The organism is Micromonospora mirobrigensis (genome assembly GCF_900091555.1).
GTDB lineage: Bacteria > Actinomycetota > Actinomycetes > Mycobacteriales > Micromonosporaceae > Micromonospora > Micromonospora mirobrigensis.
On record NZ_FMCX01000001.1, the window covers coordinates 316,930 to 332,187 of the forward strand.

Annotated in this window: 16 protein-coding genes and 1 tRNA gene; 8 read left to right on the plus strand and 9 right to left on the minus strand. The window is 74.5% G+C overall.

What is annotated here, in order from left to right; translation table 11 throughout:
• Position 1: 1 nt before the first annotated feature.
• Positions 2-646 carry a zf-HC2 domain-containing protein gene (locus tag GA0070564_RS01500; RefSeq protein ID WP_091601394.1) on the minus strand — a complete coding sequence of 215 codons (645 nt, stop codon included), beginning with the start codon at positions 644-646 and terminating at the stop codon, positions 2-4.
• Between the two features lie 107 nt (positions 647-753).
• Here GA0070564_RS01500 and GA0070564_RS01505 point away from each other — a divergent pair, with 107 nt between their 5' ends.
• Genes GA0070564_RS01505 through GA0070564_RS01520 form a run of 4 tightly spaced genes read left to right on the plus strand, consistent with a single transcriptional unit; the run spans position 754 to position 3,706 of the window.
• Complete coding sequence (locus tag GA0070564_RS01505) at positions 754-1,338, plus strand: sigma-70 family RNA polymerase sigma factor (RefSeq protein ID WP_091601396.1); 585 nt, start codon at positions 754-756, stop codon at positions 1,336-1,338.
• A 31-nt stretch (positions 1,339-1,369) separates the two neighbouring features.
• Positions 1,370-1,888, plus strand: a complete 519-nt coding sequence (locus GA0070564_RS01510) for a MauE/DoxX family redox-associated membrane protein (RefSeq protein ID WP_091601398.1) — start codon at positions 1,370-1,372, stop codon at positions 1,886-1,888.
• Complete coding sequence (locus GA0070564_RS01515; RefSeq protein ID WP_091601400.1) at positions 1,881-2,597, plus strand: DsbA family protein; 717 nt, start codon at positions 1,881-1,883, stop codon at positions 2,595-2,597. Before GA0070564_RS01510 ends, GA0070564_RS01515 begins: the two co-directional genes overlap by 8 nt.
• Entirely contained in the window at positions 2,594-3,706 is a 1,113-nt protein-coding gene (locus tag GA0070564_RS01520; protein ID WP_342672520.1) for a hypothetical protein, read from the plus strand. Before GA0070564_RS01515 ends, GA0070564_RS01520 begins: the two co-directional genes overlap by 4 nt.
• On the opposite strand, the gene GA0070564_RS01525 is transcribed toward GA0070564_RS01520, so the two are convergent.
• Genes GA0070564_RS01525 through GA0070564_RS01540 form a run of 4 tightly spaced genes read right to left on the minus strand, consistent with a single transcriptional unit; the run spans position 3,678 to position 6,312 of the window.
• Complete coding sequence (locus GA0070564_RS01525; RefSeq protein ID WP_091601402.1) at positions 3,678-4,451, minus strand: energy-coupling factor ABC transporter ATP-binding protein; 774 nt, start codon at positions 4,449-4,451, stop codon at positions 3,678-3,680. The genes GA0070564_RS01520 and GA0070564_RS01525 overlap by 29 nt on opposite strands.
• Positions 4,448-5,218, minus strand: coding sequence for a cobalt ECF transporter T component CbiQ (cbiQ, locus tag GA0070564_RS01530; protein ID WP_091601404.1), 771 nt, complete (start codon positions 5,216-5,218; stop codon positions 4,448-4,450). Before cbiQ ends, GA0070564_RS01525 begins: the two co-directional genes overlap by 4 nt.
• A gap of 3 nt (positions 5,219-5,221) precedes the next feature.
• The gene (locus tag GA0070564_RS01535) at positions 5,222-5,593 is read right to left on the minus strand and encodes a PDGLE domain-containing protein (protein ID WP_091601406.1); all 372 of its coding nucleotides are present in this window, start codon (positions 5,591-5,593) and stop codon (positions 5,222-5,224) included.
• On the minus strand, positions 5,590-6,312 hold the full coding sequence (locus tag GA0070564_RS01540; protein WP_091601408.1) for an energy-coupling factor ABC transporter permease: 723 nt from the start codon (positions 6,310-6,312) through the stop codon (positions 5,590-5,592). The genes GA0070564_RS01535 and GA0070564_RS01540 overlap by 4 nt, the downstream gene beginning before the upstream one ends.
• Before the next feature lie 198 nt (positions 6,313-6,510).
• On the opposite strand from GA0070564_RS01540, the gene bcp reads away from it, so the two are divergent.
• The gene (gene bcp, locus GA0070564_RS01545; RefSeq protein ID WP_091601410.1) at positions 6,511-6,981 is read left to right on the plus strand and encodes a thioredoxin-dependent thiol peroxidase; all 471 of its coding nucleotides are present in this window, start codon (positions 6,511-6,513) and stop codon (positions 6,979-6,981) included.
• A 125-nt stretch (positions 6,982-7,106) separates the two neighbouring features.
• Positions 7,107-7,194 (plus strand) — tRNA-Leu (locus GA0070564_RS01550).
• Between the two features lie 21 nt (positions 7,195-7,215).
• Here GA0070564_RS01550 and GA0070564_RS01555 read toward each other — a convergent pair.
• Together GA0070564_RS01555 and GA0070564_RS01560 are read right to left on the minus strand one after the other, a co-directional pair.
• Positions 7,216-8,205: an expansin EXLX1 family cellulose-binding protein gene (locus tag GA0070564_RS01555; RefSeq protein WP_091601412.1), complete on the minus strand. Its 990-nt coding sequence runs from the start codon at positions 8,203-8,205 to the stop codon at positions 7,216-7,218.
• 279 nt (positions 8,206-8,484) lie between these two features.
• The gene (locus GA0070564_RS01560) at positions 8,485-9,345 is read right to left on the minus strand and encodes an MOSC domain-containing protein (protein WP_091601414.1); all 861 of its coding nucleotides are present in this window, start codon (positions 9,343-9,345) and stop codon (positions 8,485-8,487) included.
• A 135-nt stretch (positions 9,346-9,480) separates the two neighbouring features.
• Here GA0070564_RS01560 and GA0070564_RS01565 point away from each other — a divergent pair, with 135 nt between their 5' ends.
• Positions 9,481-10,548: an LCP family protein gene (locus GA0070564_RS01565; protein ID WP_091601416.1), complete on the plus strand. Its 1,068-nt coding sequence runs from the start codon at positions 9,481-9,483 to the stop codon at positions 10,546-10,548.
• Positions 10,549-10,606: 58 nt separating this feature from the next.
• Here GA0070564_RS01565 and GA0070564_RS01570 read toward each other — a convergent pair whose 3' ends face one another.
• Together GA0070564_RS01570 and GA0070564_RS01575 are read right to left on the minus strand one after the other, a co-directional pair.
• Positions 10,607-12,154 (minus strand): sugar transferase, encoded by a 1,548-nt coding sequence (locus tag GA0070564_RS01570; RefSeq protein ID WP_245669779.1) that lies wholly within the window; start codon positions 12,152-12,154, stop codon positions 10,607-10,609.
• Positions 12,155-12,277: 123 nt separating this feature from the next.
• Entirely contained in the window at positions 12,278-13,495 is a 1,218-nt protein-coding gene (locus GA0070564_RS01575; protein WP_176730524.1) for an endo-1,4-beta-xylanase, read from the minus strand.
• A gap of 65 nt (positions 13,496-13,560) precedes the next feature.
• On the opposite strand from GA0070564_RS01575, the gene GA0070564_RS01580 reads away from it, so the two are divergent.
• Positions 13,561-15,252 carry a lipopolysaccharide biosynthesis protein gene (locus GA0070564_RS01580; RefSeq protein ID WP_091601421.1) on the plus strand — a complete coding sequence of 564 codons (1,692 nt, stop codon included), beginning with the start codon at positions 13,561-13,563 and terminating at the stop codon, positions 15,250-15,252.
• Positions 15,253-15,258: the final 6 nt, after the last annotated feature.

Consider the following 15,258-nt stretch of genomic DNA (forward strand, 5'->3'; position numbering starts at 1 on the left):
CTCATCCGCGCCCCGGGGTGACCACCGCCGCCAACGGGCGGCGCGGCGCGGCGTCGACCCGGCCGAGCGCCCAGAGCAGCCCGGCCTGCACCACGGCGGCCAGATGACCCACCTCGTGCACCAGCGCGGTGGTCGAGTTGGCGATGTCCCAGGCGCTGGTCACCGCCAGGCAGACCGCCAGCACCAGCGCCACCGGCACGAACGCCCGGGCCCGCTCCGGCCGCACCGCGGCCAGCACGAAACCGACGGAGAGCGCCACGTCGAACGAGGCCATCTCCCGGCTGACGTGCGGGTCGAGCGACCCGCCCGGCCCGGTCAGCAGGATCGGCAGGGCGACCGCGAGCTGGGCGACGGCGGCCACCGCCACCGCCGCCCGCAGCACCTGCCGTCGGCCGTGCGCCGCCGCCTCGGCGGCCCGCCGGCCCGCGGCCCGGTCCGCGGCGACCGCCGCCAGCACCGGCGCCGTGAGGTCCGGCACGTCGACCGCCTGCAACCGGGTGAGCCGGGTCACCCGCTCGGCGCGGGCCAGCCAGTCCCGGCAGCCCGGGCAGGAGCCGGTGTGCGCGTCCAGCGCCGCGGGCGGCACCGTAGGGTCCTCCCCGTCCAGCCGCGCCGACAGCGCCAGGCGTACGTCGTCGCATGTCATGAGCGGGTAGTCGACCGGGGACGGGGGAAAGTTCCCGACGTGGCGCGGACCATGGAAGAGCCGAAGGACCCTGCTCCGGACGGAAGCGGCGCGTAACCTTCACTGTCGTGATCCCCGCCCCGCGTGACGCCGCCGTCGGGCCCGCCCCGACCGGCGACGCCGACCGGGAGTCGGCGACCCGTTGGGCCCTGGCCGCCCGCGACGGCGACCCCGTCGCGCAGGCCGCCTTCGTCCGCGCCACCCAGGCGGAGGTGTGGCGGTTCACCGCCGCCCTGGTCGACCGGGACAGCGCCGACGACCTCACCCAGGAGACGTACCTGCGGGCGTTCCGGGCGCTGCCGACGTTCCAGGGACGCTCCAGCGTGCGTACCTGGCTGCTCGGGATCGCCCGCCGCACCTGCGCCGACCACCTGCGCACCGTCGTCCGCCGGCGCCGGCTCGACCAGCGGCTCGCCGCCGACGCGTGGACCGACCGGCCGCACCCCGACCCGGCCGGCCAACTGGGCGCCGCCGACCTGGTCCGTCGGCTCCCCGCCGAGCGGCGCGGCGCGTTCGTGCTCACCCAACTGCTCGGCCTGTCGTACGCCGAGGCCGCCGCCGTGGAGGAGGTGCCGGTGGGCACCATCCGCTCCCGGGTGGCCCGGGCCCGCAACGACCTCGTCGCGGCCGTCGACGACGCGCTGCACGGCTGAACGGGAACTTCTCCCGGTGACCGGACGACCAATGACCGTGACCGCCACGCGTTCCCTCCGCTGGCCCGCCCTCCGGCTCTGGGTGGCCACTGCCGCCCGGCTCGGCCTGGCCGCCGTCTGGCTGATCGCCGGCGGCGCGAAGGTGGGTGACCTCGCCGCCTCCGGCCGGGCCGTCAACGCCTACCAGGTGATGCCGTACGACCTGGCCACCGCGATCGGCGCGGCGCTGCCCTTCGTCGAGCTGGCGCTGGGCGTACTCCTGCTCCTCGGGTTGGCCACCCGACTGGCCGCCGGGGTCTCCGCGGCGCTGCTGGTGGTCTTCGTCGCGGGCATCGCCTCGGCCTGGGCGCGCGGCCTGGCCATCGACTGCGGCTGCTTCGGCAGCGGCGGGCAGCTCGCCGCCGGCCGGTCACCGAGCTACCTCCCGGAGATCCTCCGGGACCTGGGATTCCTGGCACTGGCCGGAATCCTGCTTGCCTGGCCCCGCACCCCCGTCTCGGTGGACGGCTTCATCGCGGGCGAACCTCCCACGGAGGACGAGGATGAGTAGTCGCAAGGGGCAGAGGGACGCCGCCCGCGTGGTCCGCGAGCAGATCGCCCGGGAACGGCGGCGCAAGCGGGCGCTCTGGGCCACCGTCGCCGCGGTCGCCGTGCTGGTGATCGCCGGCCTGATCGGCTGGAGCGTCTTCAACAGCCAGAAGTCCGACACGTTCACCGCCCCGCCGGGCGCCAACGACGCCGGCACCGGCATCGTGCTCGGCAGCGGCAAGGTCACCATCGACCTGTACGAGGACTACCTCTGCCCGGTGTGCCGGAAGTTCCAGGAGACCAGCGGCCCGACCATCGACAAGCTGGTCACCGACGGCAAGGCCCGGGTCGTCTACCACCCGGTGGCCTTCCTCAACCGCTTCTCCACCACCGAGTACTCCACCCGCTCCTCGGCCGCCTCCGGCTGCGCCGCCAAGGGCGGCAAGTTCAAGGAGTTCACCGACGCCCTCTTCGCCCGCCAACCCGCCGAGGGCAGCGCCGGGCTGAGCAACGACGAGCTGATCGACATCGGCGCCGGGGTCGGGCTCAACCGGGACGACTTCGGCTCCTGCGTCAGGGACGGCACGTACAAGCCGTGGACCGAGAAGGTCACCGACGAGGCGGGCCGGGCCGGCGTCACCGGCACCCCCACCATCAAGGTCGACGGCAAGGACGTCGCGGACCGCTCCCCGCAGGGGATCACCGCCGCGGTGGAGGCGGCCGGCAAGTGATCCTCCCGACGCTGCGCCGGGCGGGGCTGGTCGCCGCCGCCGTGCTCACCGCCACTCTCGCCCTGGCCGCCCCGGCCGCCGCCCACGGCGGCGACGCCCCCGCCGGCACCGACTACCGCACCGAGGTCACCGGCCTCACCCCCGCCCCGCCCGGGCTGACCGTCCACGCCGTGGAGGCTGGCGCCCGGCTGGAACTGGTCAACCACACCGGCCGCGACATCGTGGTGATCGGCTACTCCGGCGAGCCCTACCTGCGGGTCGGCCCGGCCGGGGTGTACGAGAACCGTCGCTCCCCGGCCACCTACCTGAACCAGACCCTCGCCGGTGACACCGGGCTCTCCCCCGACGCCGACCCGGCCGCCACCCCCGTCTGGCGGCGGGTCGACGACGGCACCGCCGTCCGCTGGCACGACCAGCGGGCCCGCTGGCTCGACGACAGCCCACCCCCGCAGGCCACCGCCGACCCGACCCGCGAACACCGGGTCCGGGACTGGACCGTCCCCCTGCTCGACGGCACCACCCCGGTCACCGTTCGCGGTGACCTGACCTGGGTGCCGCCGCCCGACCCGTACCCCTGGTGGGTCGCCGCCACGCTCGGCTTCCTGGCCGTCGGCGCCGCCGGCCTGCTGCCCGCCGCCCGGCCGGCCGGCGCGCGCGGGCTGTCCACCGTCGGGGCGCTGCTGGCGCTCGGCGGGGCCGGGCTCGTGGTGCTCGTGCTCGGTCGCGCGCTCGACGCCGGCACGCAGAGCCTCGGCGGGGTGCTCGCCGCCCTGTTCACCGACCAGGTCTGGTCGCTGGTGACCGGGCTCGGCTCGATCGCCGCGGGCGTCTTCGCGGTGGCCCGCCGACCGGCGGCGGACTTCGCGCTCGCCCTCGCCGGGGCCTGCCTCGCCCTCTTCGGCGGGTTCGCCAACGTCGCCGTGCTGTCCCGCCCGGTGCTGCCGATGCCCTGGCCACCGACCGCCGCCCGGGTGCTGGTCGTGCTGGCGCTGGCCACCGGCGCCGGCGCGCTGGGCGCCGGGATCCTTCGGCTGCACGCCGCCGCCCGCGCGGTGCCCGGCGGGCCCGTCGGGGCGCCGGTCAGGGACGTCGAACGGCGTGCGGGCTGAACCCGTACGGCAGCTCCAGCCGGTGCGTGGCGAGCAGCTCCTGATCGGCGAGCACGTCCACGGTGGGCGCGTCGGCGACCACCCGGCCGTCGTCCAGGATCACCGACCGCGCGCACAGCTCCGCCGCGTACGGCAGGTCGTGGGTGACCATCAGCAGCGTGACCGGCAGGCCGCGCAGGATCTCGGCCAGCTCGCGGCGGGCCGCCGGGTCGAGGTTCGACGACGGCTCGTCGAGCACCAGGATCTCCGGCCGCATCGCCAGCACCGTGGCCACCGCCACCCGGCGCCGCTGCCCGAACGACAGGTGGTGCGGCGCCCGCTCCCGGTGCTCGGACATCCCCACCGCCGCCAGCGCCTCGTCCACCCGCTGCGCCAGCTCCGCGCCGCGCAGCCCCAGGTTCGCCGGGCCGAACGCCACGTCCTCGGCGACCGTGGGCAGGAAGAGCTGGTCGTCCGGGTCCTGGAATACGATGCCCACCCGGCGGCGGATCTCCGCCAGGGTGGCCCGGTCCCGGCTCACCGACAGCCCACCCACGGCAACCGTTCCCGCGGTCGCGGTGAGCACGCCGTTGAGGTGCAGCACCAGGGTGGTCTTGCCGGCGCCGTTCGGACCCAGCAGCGCCACCCGGTCACCCCGGGGCACCGTCAGGTCGACGCCGCGCAGCGCCACGTGCCCGTCCGGGTAGGTGTGCTGGAGACCGCGGACGTCCAGCGACGGTGGGATGGTCGACACGTCGGAGATCATGTCAGCACCAGCGCGGCGGCGGCGATGCCCACCGCCAGCACGGGCACCACCGCGGCGACCGCCCACTGCCCGGCGTCCGCCGTGCCCGTGCCGGACCAGACCGCCGGCATCCGGCCCGCGTAGCCCCGGGACAGCATCGCCAGGTAGACCCGCTCGCCGCGCTCGAACGCGCGCAGGAACAGCGCACCCACCCCGGCCGCGAAGCCGCGCAGCTGCCACAGGAACCGCGGGTCGTCGCCGCGGGACAGCCGGGCCACCCGCATCCGCCGGGCCTCGCCGACCAGCACCTCCAGGTAACGCAGCATGAACGAGGCGATCTGGGTGAGCACCTGCGGGCAGCGCAGCCGGTCCAGGCCGAGGATCAGGTCCCGGCTCGTCGTGGTCGCCGCCAGCAGCAACGACGCGAGTACGCCCAGCGTGCCCTTGGCCAGGATGTTCCAGCCGCCGTACAGGCCGTCGACCGACAGGCTCAGGCCGGCCCACTCCACCCGCTCCCCCGCGCCCAGGAAGGGCAGCACGAAGGCGAAGAGCACGAACGGCAGCTCGATCGTGGTGCGTACCAGCAGCCAGCGCGCCCCGACCCGGGCCAGCGTCGCCACGGCGGCGACCAGCAGGGCGTACCCGCCGAAGGCCCAGAACGCCTCACGCGGGGTGGCCACCACCGCCAGGGTGAAGACCACCATCGCCACGACCTTCACCTCCGGCGGGAGGCGGTGCACCGGCGTGTCCCGCTCCTGGTGCAGGACGTGCGCGTGTCCGGCGCCCACCGCTCAGCCGCCCTGGTTCGCGGGTGTGTCGCTGCGCTGCGGGGTGCGGCGGCGCAGCAGCCAGAAGGCGCCGCCGCCGATCGCGAAGGTGAGCAGCACGCCCACCACGCCGGACAGCCCGGTGGAGAGGAACCCGTTGTCGATGCCGGCGATGCCGTAGTCGGCGAGCGGACTGTCAGACAACTCGTGGTCCTCGGCCCGCTGCGCCGGGCAACTGCCGCCGGTGATCTCCCCGTCGGAGTTCACCGTGCAGCCCTTGAGCAGGGAGGAGTCCAACCCGTCCGGGTGCGACGAGGCGTAGTTGCTGACCACCCCGGCCAGCAGCAGGGCGACCAGCAGACCGGCGGCCACGAAACCCCAGGGGCGCCTGCTCATCGGGCGCCTCCGGCGACGGGAACGGAGGGGGCCGGCGGCGTGGCCGACTTCAGGGCGCGCAGCGCGTACACCAGATCGGGGCGGACCTTCGCGACGGTGAGCACGGTGGTCGCGGTGATCAGGCCCTCGCCGATGCCGATCAGCAGGTGCACGAAGGCCATCGTGCCGGCCAACCCGGTCAGGTTGCCGCCCAGGTCGGTGGTGCCACCCAGGGCGTACTCGACCACGAAGCCCTGACTCGCGACCACCACACTGACCAGGGCGGAGACGAACGCGGTGACCCCCAGCCCGGCCCGGGTACGCGGCAGCACCCGCAGCAGCACCGCGATCAGCAGGTACGCCGCCGCGGTGCCGAGCACGGCCATGTTGGTGATGTTCAGGCCCAGCATCGCGACCCCACCGTCGCCGAAGACCAGCGCCTGCACCACCAGCACCACCGCGACGCAGAGCGCGCCCACCCACGGGCCGACCAGCAGCGCGGCCAGCGCGCCGCCGAGCAGGTGACCGCTCACCCCGGCGGTGAGGATCGGGAAGTTGAGCATCTGCACGGCGAAGATGAACGCCGCGACCAGGCCGGCCATCGGCGCGAGACGGTCGTCCAGGTCGGCGCGGGCCCGCAGCACGCAGAACGCCAACACGGCGAGGGCGAACGCGGCGAAGACCGCCGCCACGGGACCGTTGATGATCCCGTTCGAGATGTGCATCGCCAGGGTTTCCACTCGACCTCCCCGCACGGCATGGCAGGTCCACGCCCGGCAGGGGTCAGCCTATTTCCCGCCGCCGGTTGTTGCCAATCCTTGGCAACAACCCGAGTCGTTGATCACCTCGCCCGAAGGGTCAGGGCGTCGCGACGTGGGGCGGCGTGGCGACGGGTCGGCGACGCCGGGGCGTCGGACGCCGGCGGTATCGTCGGCGCCATGACCGACCGCCTCAGCCCCGGCGACCCCGCGCCCGAGTTCAGCCTCCCGACCGACACCGGCGACACCCTCTCCCTGGCCGACCTGCGCGGCCGCCGGGTCATCCTGTACGCCTACCCGGCCGCGATGACCCCCGGCTGCACCAAGCAGGCCTGCGACTTCCGCGACTCACTCGCCTCGCTCCAGGCCGCCGGTTACGAGGTGGTCGGCATCTCCCCGGACAAGCCCGCCAAGCTGGCGAAGTTCCGCGAGCGCGACGCCATCACCTTCCCGCTGGTCGCCGACACCGACAAGACCGTGCTCACCGCCTACGGCGCGTACGGCGAGAAGCAGATGTACGGCAAGACCGTCACCGGCGTCATCCGCTCCACCTTCGTCATCGACCCGGACGGCAAGATCGAGCACGCGTTCTACAACGTCAAGGCCACCGGGCACGTGGCGAAGCTGCGCCGCGACCTCGGCCTCGACTGAGGTTGTCGTGCCCGGGCCACCACGTTCGGCAGACCGCCTCCGCTTCGCCCTCACCGGCAACGCTGATTCTCCGCGAGGCAGGGCCCACCACAGCCGAGGCGGGACGCTCTAGAATCACCGGGTCGGCGGGAGTGGCGTAACCAGGCAGCCGCGCGGGTCTTAGGAACCCGTGTCCGAGAGGACGTGGGGGTTCGAGTCCCCTCTCCCGCACCAGACGGCCGTGTCAGACGCGTCTCAGCCCGTGCAGCCGGCGACCGGTACGGCGGCCAACGGCGGCTCCGCCACGACCGTCGCGCCGATCGGCGCAGGAGCGGGTGCGGCGTGGGACGACGCCGGGCCGGCGGAGGGGCTGACCGACGGGCTCCGCCGGGGTGGGGCGGTCGCGCTGGCCCGAACGGAGCGCGACGGCGACGGCGACCGCTGGACGACCGAGGGTCGTGCCGAGACGCCCCCGTACATCCGTGTGTCGCTGCGCTGCACCCGGCCCGGCGCCATCCCGATGCCGGTGGCGGTGGCCCGGTGGCCGCGTACGTCGGTCACCCGGATGGTGTACGGCCCGGGCCCGGCGCCGGATTCGAGCAGCCAGTAGTTGTAGTCCTGCCGGACGGTCGGGCGCCACGAGCCACCCTGGCGGACCTCGACGGAGCGCAGCGGGTTGCCGTGGTCGCCGACGAGCACGGCGAACCACCACCGGGAGGCGCCTTCCTTGATCCGGAAGGTGAGCGGGCCGGGCAGGGGCGGGTCGACGACGACGCGGTAGCTGACCGGTACGACGCCCTGGACGGGGTCGGCGATCCGGGCGAACGCCTCGGCGGAGAGGTCGAGGTGGCCGGGTTCGCATTCGGGGCACTGGTCGGTGACGAGGACCCGGACGGTGCCCCTAGGGCCGGTGACGTCGAGCTGGCCGCCGCAGGCGGCGCCGGCGGCGTACTCGGTGGGGCCGAGCGCGACGTAGCGGCGGTCGGCGGGGGCGCTCGGGTAGGAGCAGTTCCCGCCGCCGCCGTGGGAGTCGTAGAAGGTGGCCCTGCCGGTGTGGGTGGTCCCGCCGGCGGGGGGCGCGGCGCAGGCCGGCGCGTCGCCGGCGCGCAGGGCGAGGGTGATGCCGAGCAGGGCGGCGAGCGCGGCGGCGGCGGCTCCGGCGAGGGTCCGCGTGGACGGGACGCCGGGCGCGCGTCGTCGGCCGGGCCGGCGGGGCGGGGTGGGTGGGCTGCCGGGGTCGGTCACGTCCGTCGATGCTGCCGGACCGGGGCGGCGCCGGACAAGCGACCTCAGCGAAAGTTAAGCCGGGCGACCGGCGCCGCTCAGGCGGCCAGGCCGGCGCGCCTGCCGCGGAGCCGACCGGTGGCGATGGCGGTGAGGTCGCGCAGCGGGTCGGCCAGGTCGGGGCGGTTGGTGAGGGCGCAGCTCGTCGTCGCCGGCCGCGGCGACGAGGGCCCGGGCCGTGTCCCAGGCCACTCGGGAGTGGTGGATCACCTGCATCGTCGACTCCTCGTCGAAGGTCGCCTATCGGCCATCATCGGCCTGGTCGGCGGGTGGGGGCAGGAGGGTGAACGGGTCGCCGACGGCGACCCGGCCGGTCTGCTCGGGGACGGCGTGCAGGCCGAAGAGGAGCTTGCGGCCGATGTTGCGGTGCCGGGCGAGGGTGCGCAGCGGTTCGTGGCCGCGTACCCCGGTCTCCTGGTCGGTGGTGGTGACCACGCAGCGGTCGCACGGCCCGGCGGCGCGGAAGGTGGTGGCGCCGATGCGGAAGCGGCGGCCGGCCCAGTCGTCCTCGGCCCACGCGGGGGTGCCGGTGACGACCAGGTTGGGGCGGAAGCGGCTCATCGGCACCGGGTCGGCACCGGCCTCGACGAGCCAACCGTTGAGCGCGTCGAGGGAGGCGGAGCTGGCCAGCAGCAGTGGGTATTCGTCGGCGAAGCTGACCTGGTCGCCGGGGTCGTGGGCGCGCTCGCCCGGGTCCAGGTGCCGGGCGGGCCGGGCCAGTCGGACGAGGCGGACCGGCCGGCCGACGAGTTCGCCGAGCCAGTGGTCGGCGGCCGGGCCGGCCGGGACCGCGTCGACGGGCCAGCGGCTGGTGAAGACCCGCACCTGCACCGGGTCGGCGGTCGGATCGGCAACGTGCAGGTCGGGTCGGCCGGCGGCGGTGAGGAGCAGGCCGTCGGGGTGGGGCAGGGCGCGCAGCCGGACCAGGTCGGTGGCCTCGCGCTGGGTGACGCCGACGCCGTCGGCGTCGACCAGCATCCAGCGCCGGTCACCGGCCAGGCCCCACGGTTCGACCTGCGCCACGTCGTGGTCGAGCCGGTGGCAGCCCTTGACCGGGTACGTGTGGACGGCGGCGAGGTGGGGCGCCGCGGGGTGGGTCATGGTGCTGTTTCTACCACTGTGGATGCGCGTGGGTGGTCCCTCGGCCCAGCGGCGGCGACGGATGCCCGTGGGGGTGGTGATGCCCGGACGGGCGGGGGTACGTCGGGGAACGCGAGGATCAGTAGCATCCCGGCCATGTATCCACAGCAGTATGCGGAGCCCGAGCCGGCCCGCTGGGGTGACGGGCCGTCCGAGGACCCGCCCGCGGCCGCTCCCCCGCCCAAGCGTCGTCGGTGGCGTCGGATCGTCCTGTTCAGCCTGCTCGCGCTGGTGCTGCTGGTCGGCGGGGGCGCCGTCGCGGGTGGTTTCTACCTGAAGTCGGTGGAGAAGGGCGTCGACCGGGTCGACGCCTTCGCCGGCGTCCCGGAGGCGGAGCGTCCGCAGGGCGGGGCGCAGGGCGCGATGAACATCATGATCCTGGGCAGTGACTCGCGGGACCCGGAGAAGCGCACGGGCTCGCGTACCGACACGATCATCCTGGCCCACATCCCGGCCGACCACTCGAGCGCGCAGCTGACCTCGATTCCCCGGGACACCTGGGTGGAGGTGCCGAAGTCGGCCGACGGCGCGCACGGCGGCCGGAAGGCGAAGATCAACGCGGCCTTCGCCTGGGGCGGTGTGCCGCTCATGGTGCAGACCGTCGAGAAGTTCACCGGCGTACGCGTCGACCACGTGATGATGGTGGACTTCGCCGGGTTCAAGGAGATCGTCGACGCCCTCGGCGGCATCCAGGTGACCTCGGAGAAGAAGTTCACCTCGATCCACCCGCCGTTCCGGACGTTCCCGGCCGGCCCGCAGCGGTTGGACGGCGCGGCGGCGCTGGACTACGCCCGGCAGCGCAAGCAGTTCGCCGACGGTGACTTCGCCCGGATCCGCCACCAGCAGCAGGTGATCAAGGCGATCCTAGACGAGGCGGCCTCGGGTGGCATCATGACCAACCCGGGCAAGCTCGACGACTTCGTCAAGGCCACGTCGAGCGCCGTCTCGGTGGACGAGAAGATGTCACTGCTGTCGATGGCCGGTGACCTGCGGGGCGTGCGGGGCAGCAACGTGGTGTTCCTGACCAGCCCGACGAAGGGCACCGGGACGGCCGGTGGGCAGAGCGTGGTCTTCGCCGACGCCGACCGGGCGCACGCCTTCTACGACGCGGTACGCCGCGACGACGTCCCGCAGATCCTCCAGCTGGGCGCGAAGAAGAAGTGACCGGCGGGCCGGGCCCCGGGTTCGCGGATCGTCGCGCCCCGGGGCCCGGCCGTCGGGGTCAGTACGCGCCGCGCCGGGCCAGCACCACGCTGGCGGTGCGCCAGAGGATGCCGATGTCGTACGTGAGCGACCAGTTGTCGACGTAGTGCAGGTCGAGCCGGACGGCGTCGTCCCAGGTGAGGTCGGAGCGCCCGGAGACCTGCCAGAGGCCGGTGATGCCGGGGCGGACCAGCAGCCGGCGGCGGACGTCGCCCTGGTAGTCGTCGTCCTCGGTCGGCAGCGGGCGCGGGCCGACCAGCGACATCTGCCCCACCAGCACGTTGATCAGCTGGGGCAGCTCGTCCAGCGACAGTGCCCGCAGGTGCTTGCCGATCGGGGTGACCCGTGGGTCGTCCTTCATCTTGAACAGCAGGCCGTCGCTCTCGTTCTGGTCCTGGAGGGCCGCGAGCCGCTGTTCGGCGTCGGTGTACATGGTGCGGAACTTCCAGACCTTGAACGCCTTGCCCTGGTAGCCGATGCGGCGCTGCCGGAACATCACCGGCCCCGGGTCGGTGAACTTGATCGCCGCGGCGATGCCGAGCAGGAGCGGGCTGAGCAGGATCAGCCCGACCAGGGCGGTCAGCCGGTCCAGGGCGCTCTTGGTGACCAGTGACAGCCCGGAGAGGGTGGGTTCCTCGACGGTGAGCAGCGGCATCCCGTCGACCGGTCGGACGTGGATGCGGGGGCCGGTCACGTCGGTGACCTGCGGGACGACGACCAGGTCCAGCCCGGTCCCCTCCAGCTGCCAGGCCAGCTTGCGCAGCTCGTACGACTCCAGGCTGGCCGGGCCGCAGACGGCGATGGTGTCGGCGCCGATCTCCTGGACCAGGGGGACCAGTTCCCAGCCGACGTAGACGGGCACGGGGGCGGTCACCGTCTCGCCGGGCCGGGGGTGCTGCGGCAGGTGGATCGCGATGGGGCAGAGCCCGGCGGCCTTGTTGCGGGTGACCACGTCGTAGAGGGCCAGGGCGTCGGAGAGCTTGCCGACCAGCAGGATCTTCTGCGACGCGTGCGACCCGGAGCGGCGCAGGTGGTGCAGCACGAGGCGGGCGAGGAACCGGCCGACCAGGGTGTAGACCAGGGCGGCGGTGACCACCAGCAGCACGGTCAGCCGGGACAGGTCCTTCTTGAAGCCCAGCGCCAGCAGCGACACGGTGGCGGCCATGGCGATGTCGGCGCGCAGGACCCGCTTCAGCTCCTCGGTGCCGGTGCCCAGCGCCCGCCGGTCGTACGCACCGCAGGCGGCGAGGATCAGCACCCAGCCGAGCGGGATGCCGAGATTCGCCACCAGGACGAAGATGCCGTCGACGCCGCCGGGCGCCGCCGGGTCCTGGAAGCCCGCGTCGGCCTTGTCGAGCAGGGCGACGGCGGTCTGGCTGGCGGCGAGGGCGGCCAGCAGGTCGAGCACGAGCAGCCAGAGGATGTACGGCCGGTGCCACATCACCCGGGGCGTGGTCCGGCGGCCGAAGGCCGCCCGGGCGTAGCCGTGGGAGGGTGCGATGACACCGGCGTCGGGCGGCGTGGGTCGCCCGGCGCGGGGCGCCGGGACCTGGGTGTTCAGGGACACGATCGTCCTTCCTTCGTCAGCCCCCGTCGGGAGAACGCGACGTGCACCGTACGCGCGGCGGGCCGGGCGGACCATCGGCGGTTCGGCCGATGAGGACCGATCCGCCCGGATTCTCCGCGACGGTCAGCCAGGTGAGGCCGGCGGGTGGGTGCGTAGTTCGGTGACCAGCGCCGAGTGGGCCGGTTTGGGCCGCATCGTGGAGTCGAAGAGGCAGGCCGAGTCGTAGCCGGGGTAGCGGTGCGGGATCCAGCTGCTGGCGTCGGTGAAGCCCCACACCGTGAACGACTCGCAGGTCGGCACGGCCAGGCAGGCCCCGAGCACGTACTGGTACATCAGCGCCTGGCTGGCCAGTTTCTCCGGGGTGACCGGCTGCGGCACCCGGACGTCCAGTTCGGTGACGGCCACCGCCACGCCGAGGGCTGCGAACCGGCGCAGGTTGCCGGTCATGTCCTGCGGCGGTTTGCTGGCCCGCAGGTGGCTCTGGAACCCGACGCCCTGGATCGGTACGCCGTCGGCGCGCAACCGGTGGACCAGCTGCCACAGGGCGTGGGCCTTGCGGGTGCGGCCCTCGGTGTCGTACTCGTTGATGAACAGCCGGGCGTCCGGGTCGGCCTGGTGGGCCCAGCGGAACGCGTCGGCGATGTAGCCGGGCCCGAGCCTGCGCAGCCAGATGGTGTCGCGCAGCGAACCGTCGTCGGCCAGGGCCTCGTTCACCACGTCCCACGCCCAGACCTTGCCCCGGTAGCGGGACACCACCGTGGTGACGTGCTCGCGGAGCAGGGCCCGCAGCTTCTCCCGGGGCCACGACTCGGACACCCAGGCCGGTGTGCCGCTGTGCCAGACCAGGGTGTGCCCGTAGACGGCCTGACCGTTGTCGAGGGCGATCCCGACGATCCGGTCGGCGGCGGTCCAGTCGTACCGTCCGGGGGTGGGTTGCAGGACCTGCCACTTCATGGCGTTCTCGGCGGTCACCGCGGTGAAGTCGGAGGCCAGGACGGCCCGGTAGGCCGGGTCGTCGAGCATCCGGGCGTTGACGGCGGTGCCGATGCGCACCGTGTGCGGGGCGTACTCCCGCAGGGTCGGCCGGTCCGGGGTGGCCGCGGCGTGCCAGCCGGCGGCGACCGGGTCGTCGCCGGGGTCGTTCCGGGACCAGGCGACCGACAGGGCGCCGACCAGCAGCAGCGCGACGGCTCCGGCGAGGGCGGCCCACCACGGTCGGGGCAGCCGCGCTCGGACGGCGGGACGGTGACCCTCGGTGGCCCACGCCGCGACGGCCGGGTCCGGTCGGCCGCCGCGCGGGCCGCCGGCCGGCACGGTACCGCCGGGAGCGTCTTCGGCCATTACCATCCTCGGGTGCGTTACGGACGTGACGAGAAGCGACCGGGAGCCGGCCCATCCTACGGCCCGTGCCCCACCGTCCCCTGTCGACCGTCACGTTCCCGGCCCAGCCGGGCATTGCGGACGTCTCCGCGGTTCGCGACGGGCCCGGTGGTCTGACCGTGCAGCCCGCTTCCGCCCCGCGGCCCGCGCCGGCGCCGACCGCGCGACCCGCCGGCCCCGGCCGGGTGTACGGCGCGGCGCGCCGGCCGCCCGCCACGGAGACCGCGGAGACCGCGGCGGGCGCGGAGACCCCGGCGGACCCACCGGCCGCCGGCCGGTCCGCCTCGGTGGTCAGGGCCGGGGCGCTGTCGATGCTGGCCCTGCTCGCGGTCGGCCTGACCCGGCTGGTGCACGGCTCGTTGACCAGCCACGCCACCGACCGGGAGCGGTACGGCCTGGTCGGCATCATGCTGGCGGCGAGCATGATCGCCAGCCTGTTGCTGCCGGGCGGGGTGTCCGCGGGCATGTCGAAGTTCGTGGCGTTCCACCGCGGCGCCGCGGACCTGCCGGGCGCCTGGGCGGTGCACCGGTTCCTGTCCCGCCTGGGGCTGTTCTCGTCGCTCCTGCTGGGCCTGGTCACCGCGCTGGTGCTGCGGCGGTTGCATCCGCTCGACGCCGTCGACACGGTGTCGGTGGCCGTGCTGACCGCCAGTTACGCGTTGTACACGGTGGACAAGTCGGCGATGTACGGCCACGGCCTGGTCCCCCGGTACGCCCGGATCGAGCTGGGCACGTCGGTGCTGGCCGTGGCGGCCACGGTCGCGGTGATCGTCACCGGGCGGACCTTCTACCTGCTGCCGCTCTGCCTCGGCTACGGCTGTTTCGTGCTGCTGGCCCGGCGGGAGATCCGCCGGCACCGGCGCCGGGAGGCCCCCGGGGCCGGGGGTGCCTTCGACCGCCGGCAGGTGTTGTCGTTCGCCGTGCTGGCCAGCGTCGGGACGCTGGCCAGCGCCGGTTTCCTCCAGGCCACCCAGCTGCTGGCCGGGCACTTCGCGGCGCCCGCGGAGGTGGCCTACCTGGTGGCCGCGGTCGCCCTGATCGCGCCGCTGTGGTTCCTGCCCCGGGCGATGGCGCTGGCGCTGTTCCCGGCGATGGCCGGGGCGCACGGCGCCGGTGACCACTCGGCGGTGCGCCAGCAGGTAGACGTGTCGACCCGGGCGCTGGCGGTGGTGATGACCCCGGTGTTCCTGGTGGGCCTGGCCACCGCCCCGCTGGTCCTCCAGCTCTTCGGCGGCGGCGGGTACGCCGGTGGGGCGCCCGTGCTGCGGTTGATGCTCTGCGCCTCGTCCTTCGGCATCCTCCAGGTGCCCGCGGTCAACGCCCTGGCCAGCGGGTCCGCCAGGCAGAGCCGGGTGCCGGTCGCCTCGGCGGTGCTGGGATGCCTGGTCGGCCTCGCGGTGGTGGCCGTCGCGGCGGGGCCGCTCGGCGCGGTCGGCGTCGGCCTCGGCTACCTGGTCGGCACGGCGGTGACCGCGTTGGTGCCGGTGGTCACGGTGTGGCGGCTGCACCGGCTCGCCTGGGCGGGCACGCTGGCCCGCTGCCTGGTGCTGATGGCCGCCGGCATGCTGCTGGCCAGCCTCGGGCCGGTCCGCCACTGGTCCTGGCCGGCCGGGCTGCTTGCCGTCGGCGCGCCGCTGGTGGCGTTGGCGCTGCTGCGCCGGGAGGTGGCCGGCCTGCTGGCGGTGCTGCGCGGGCGCCGGCCGGCCCGGACGATCTGACCCCCG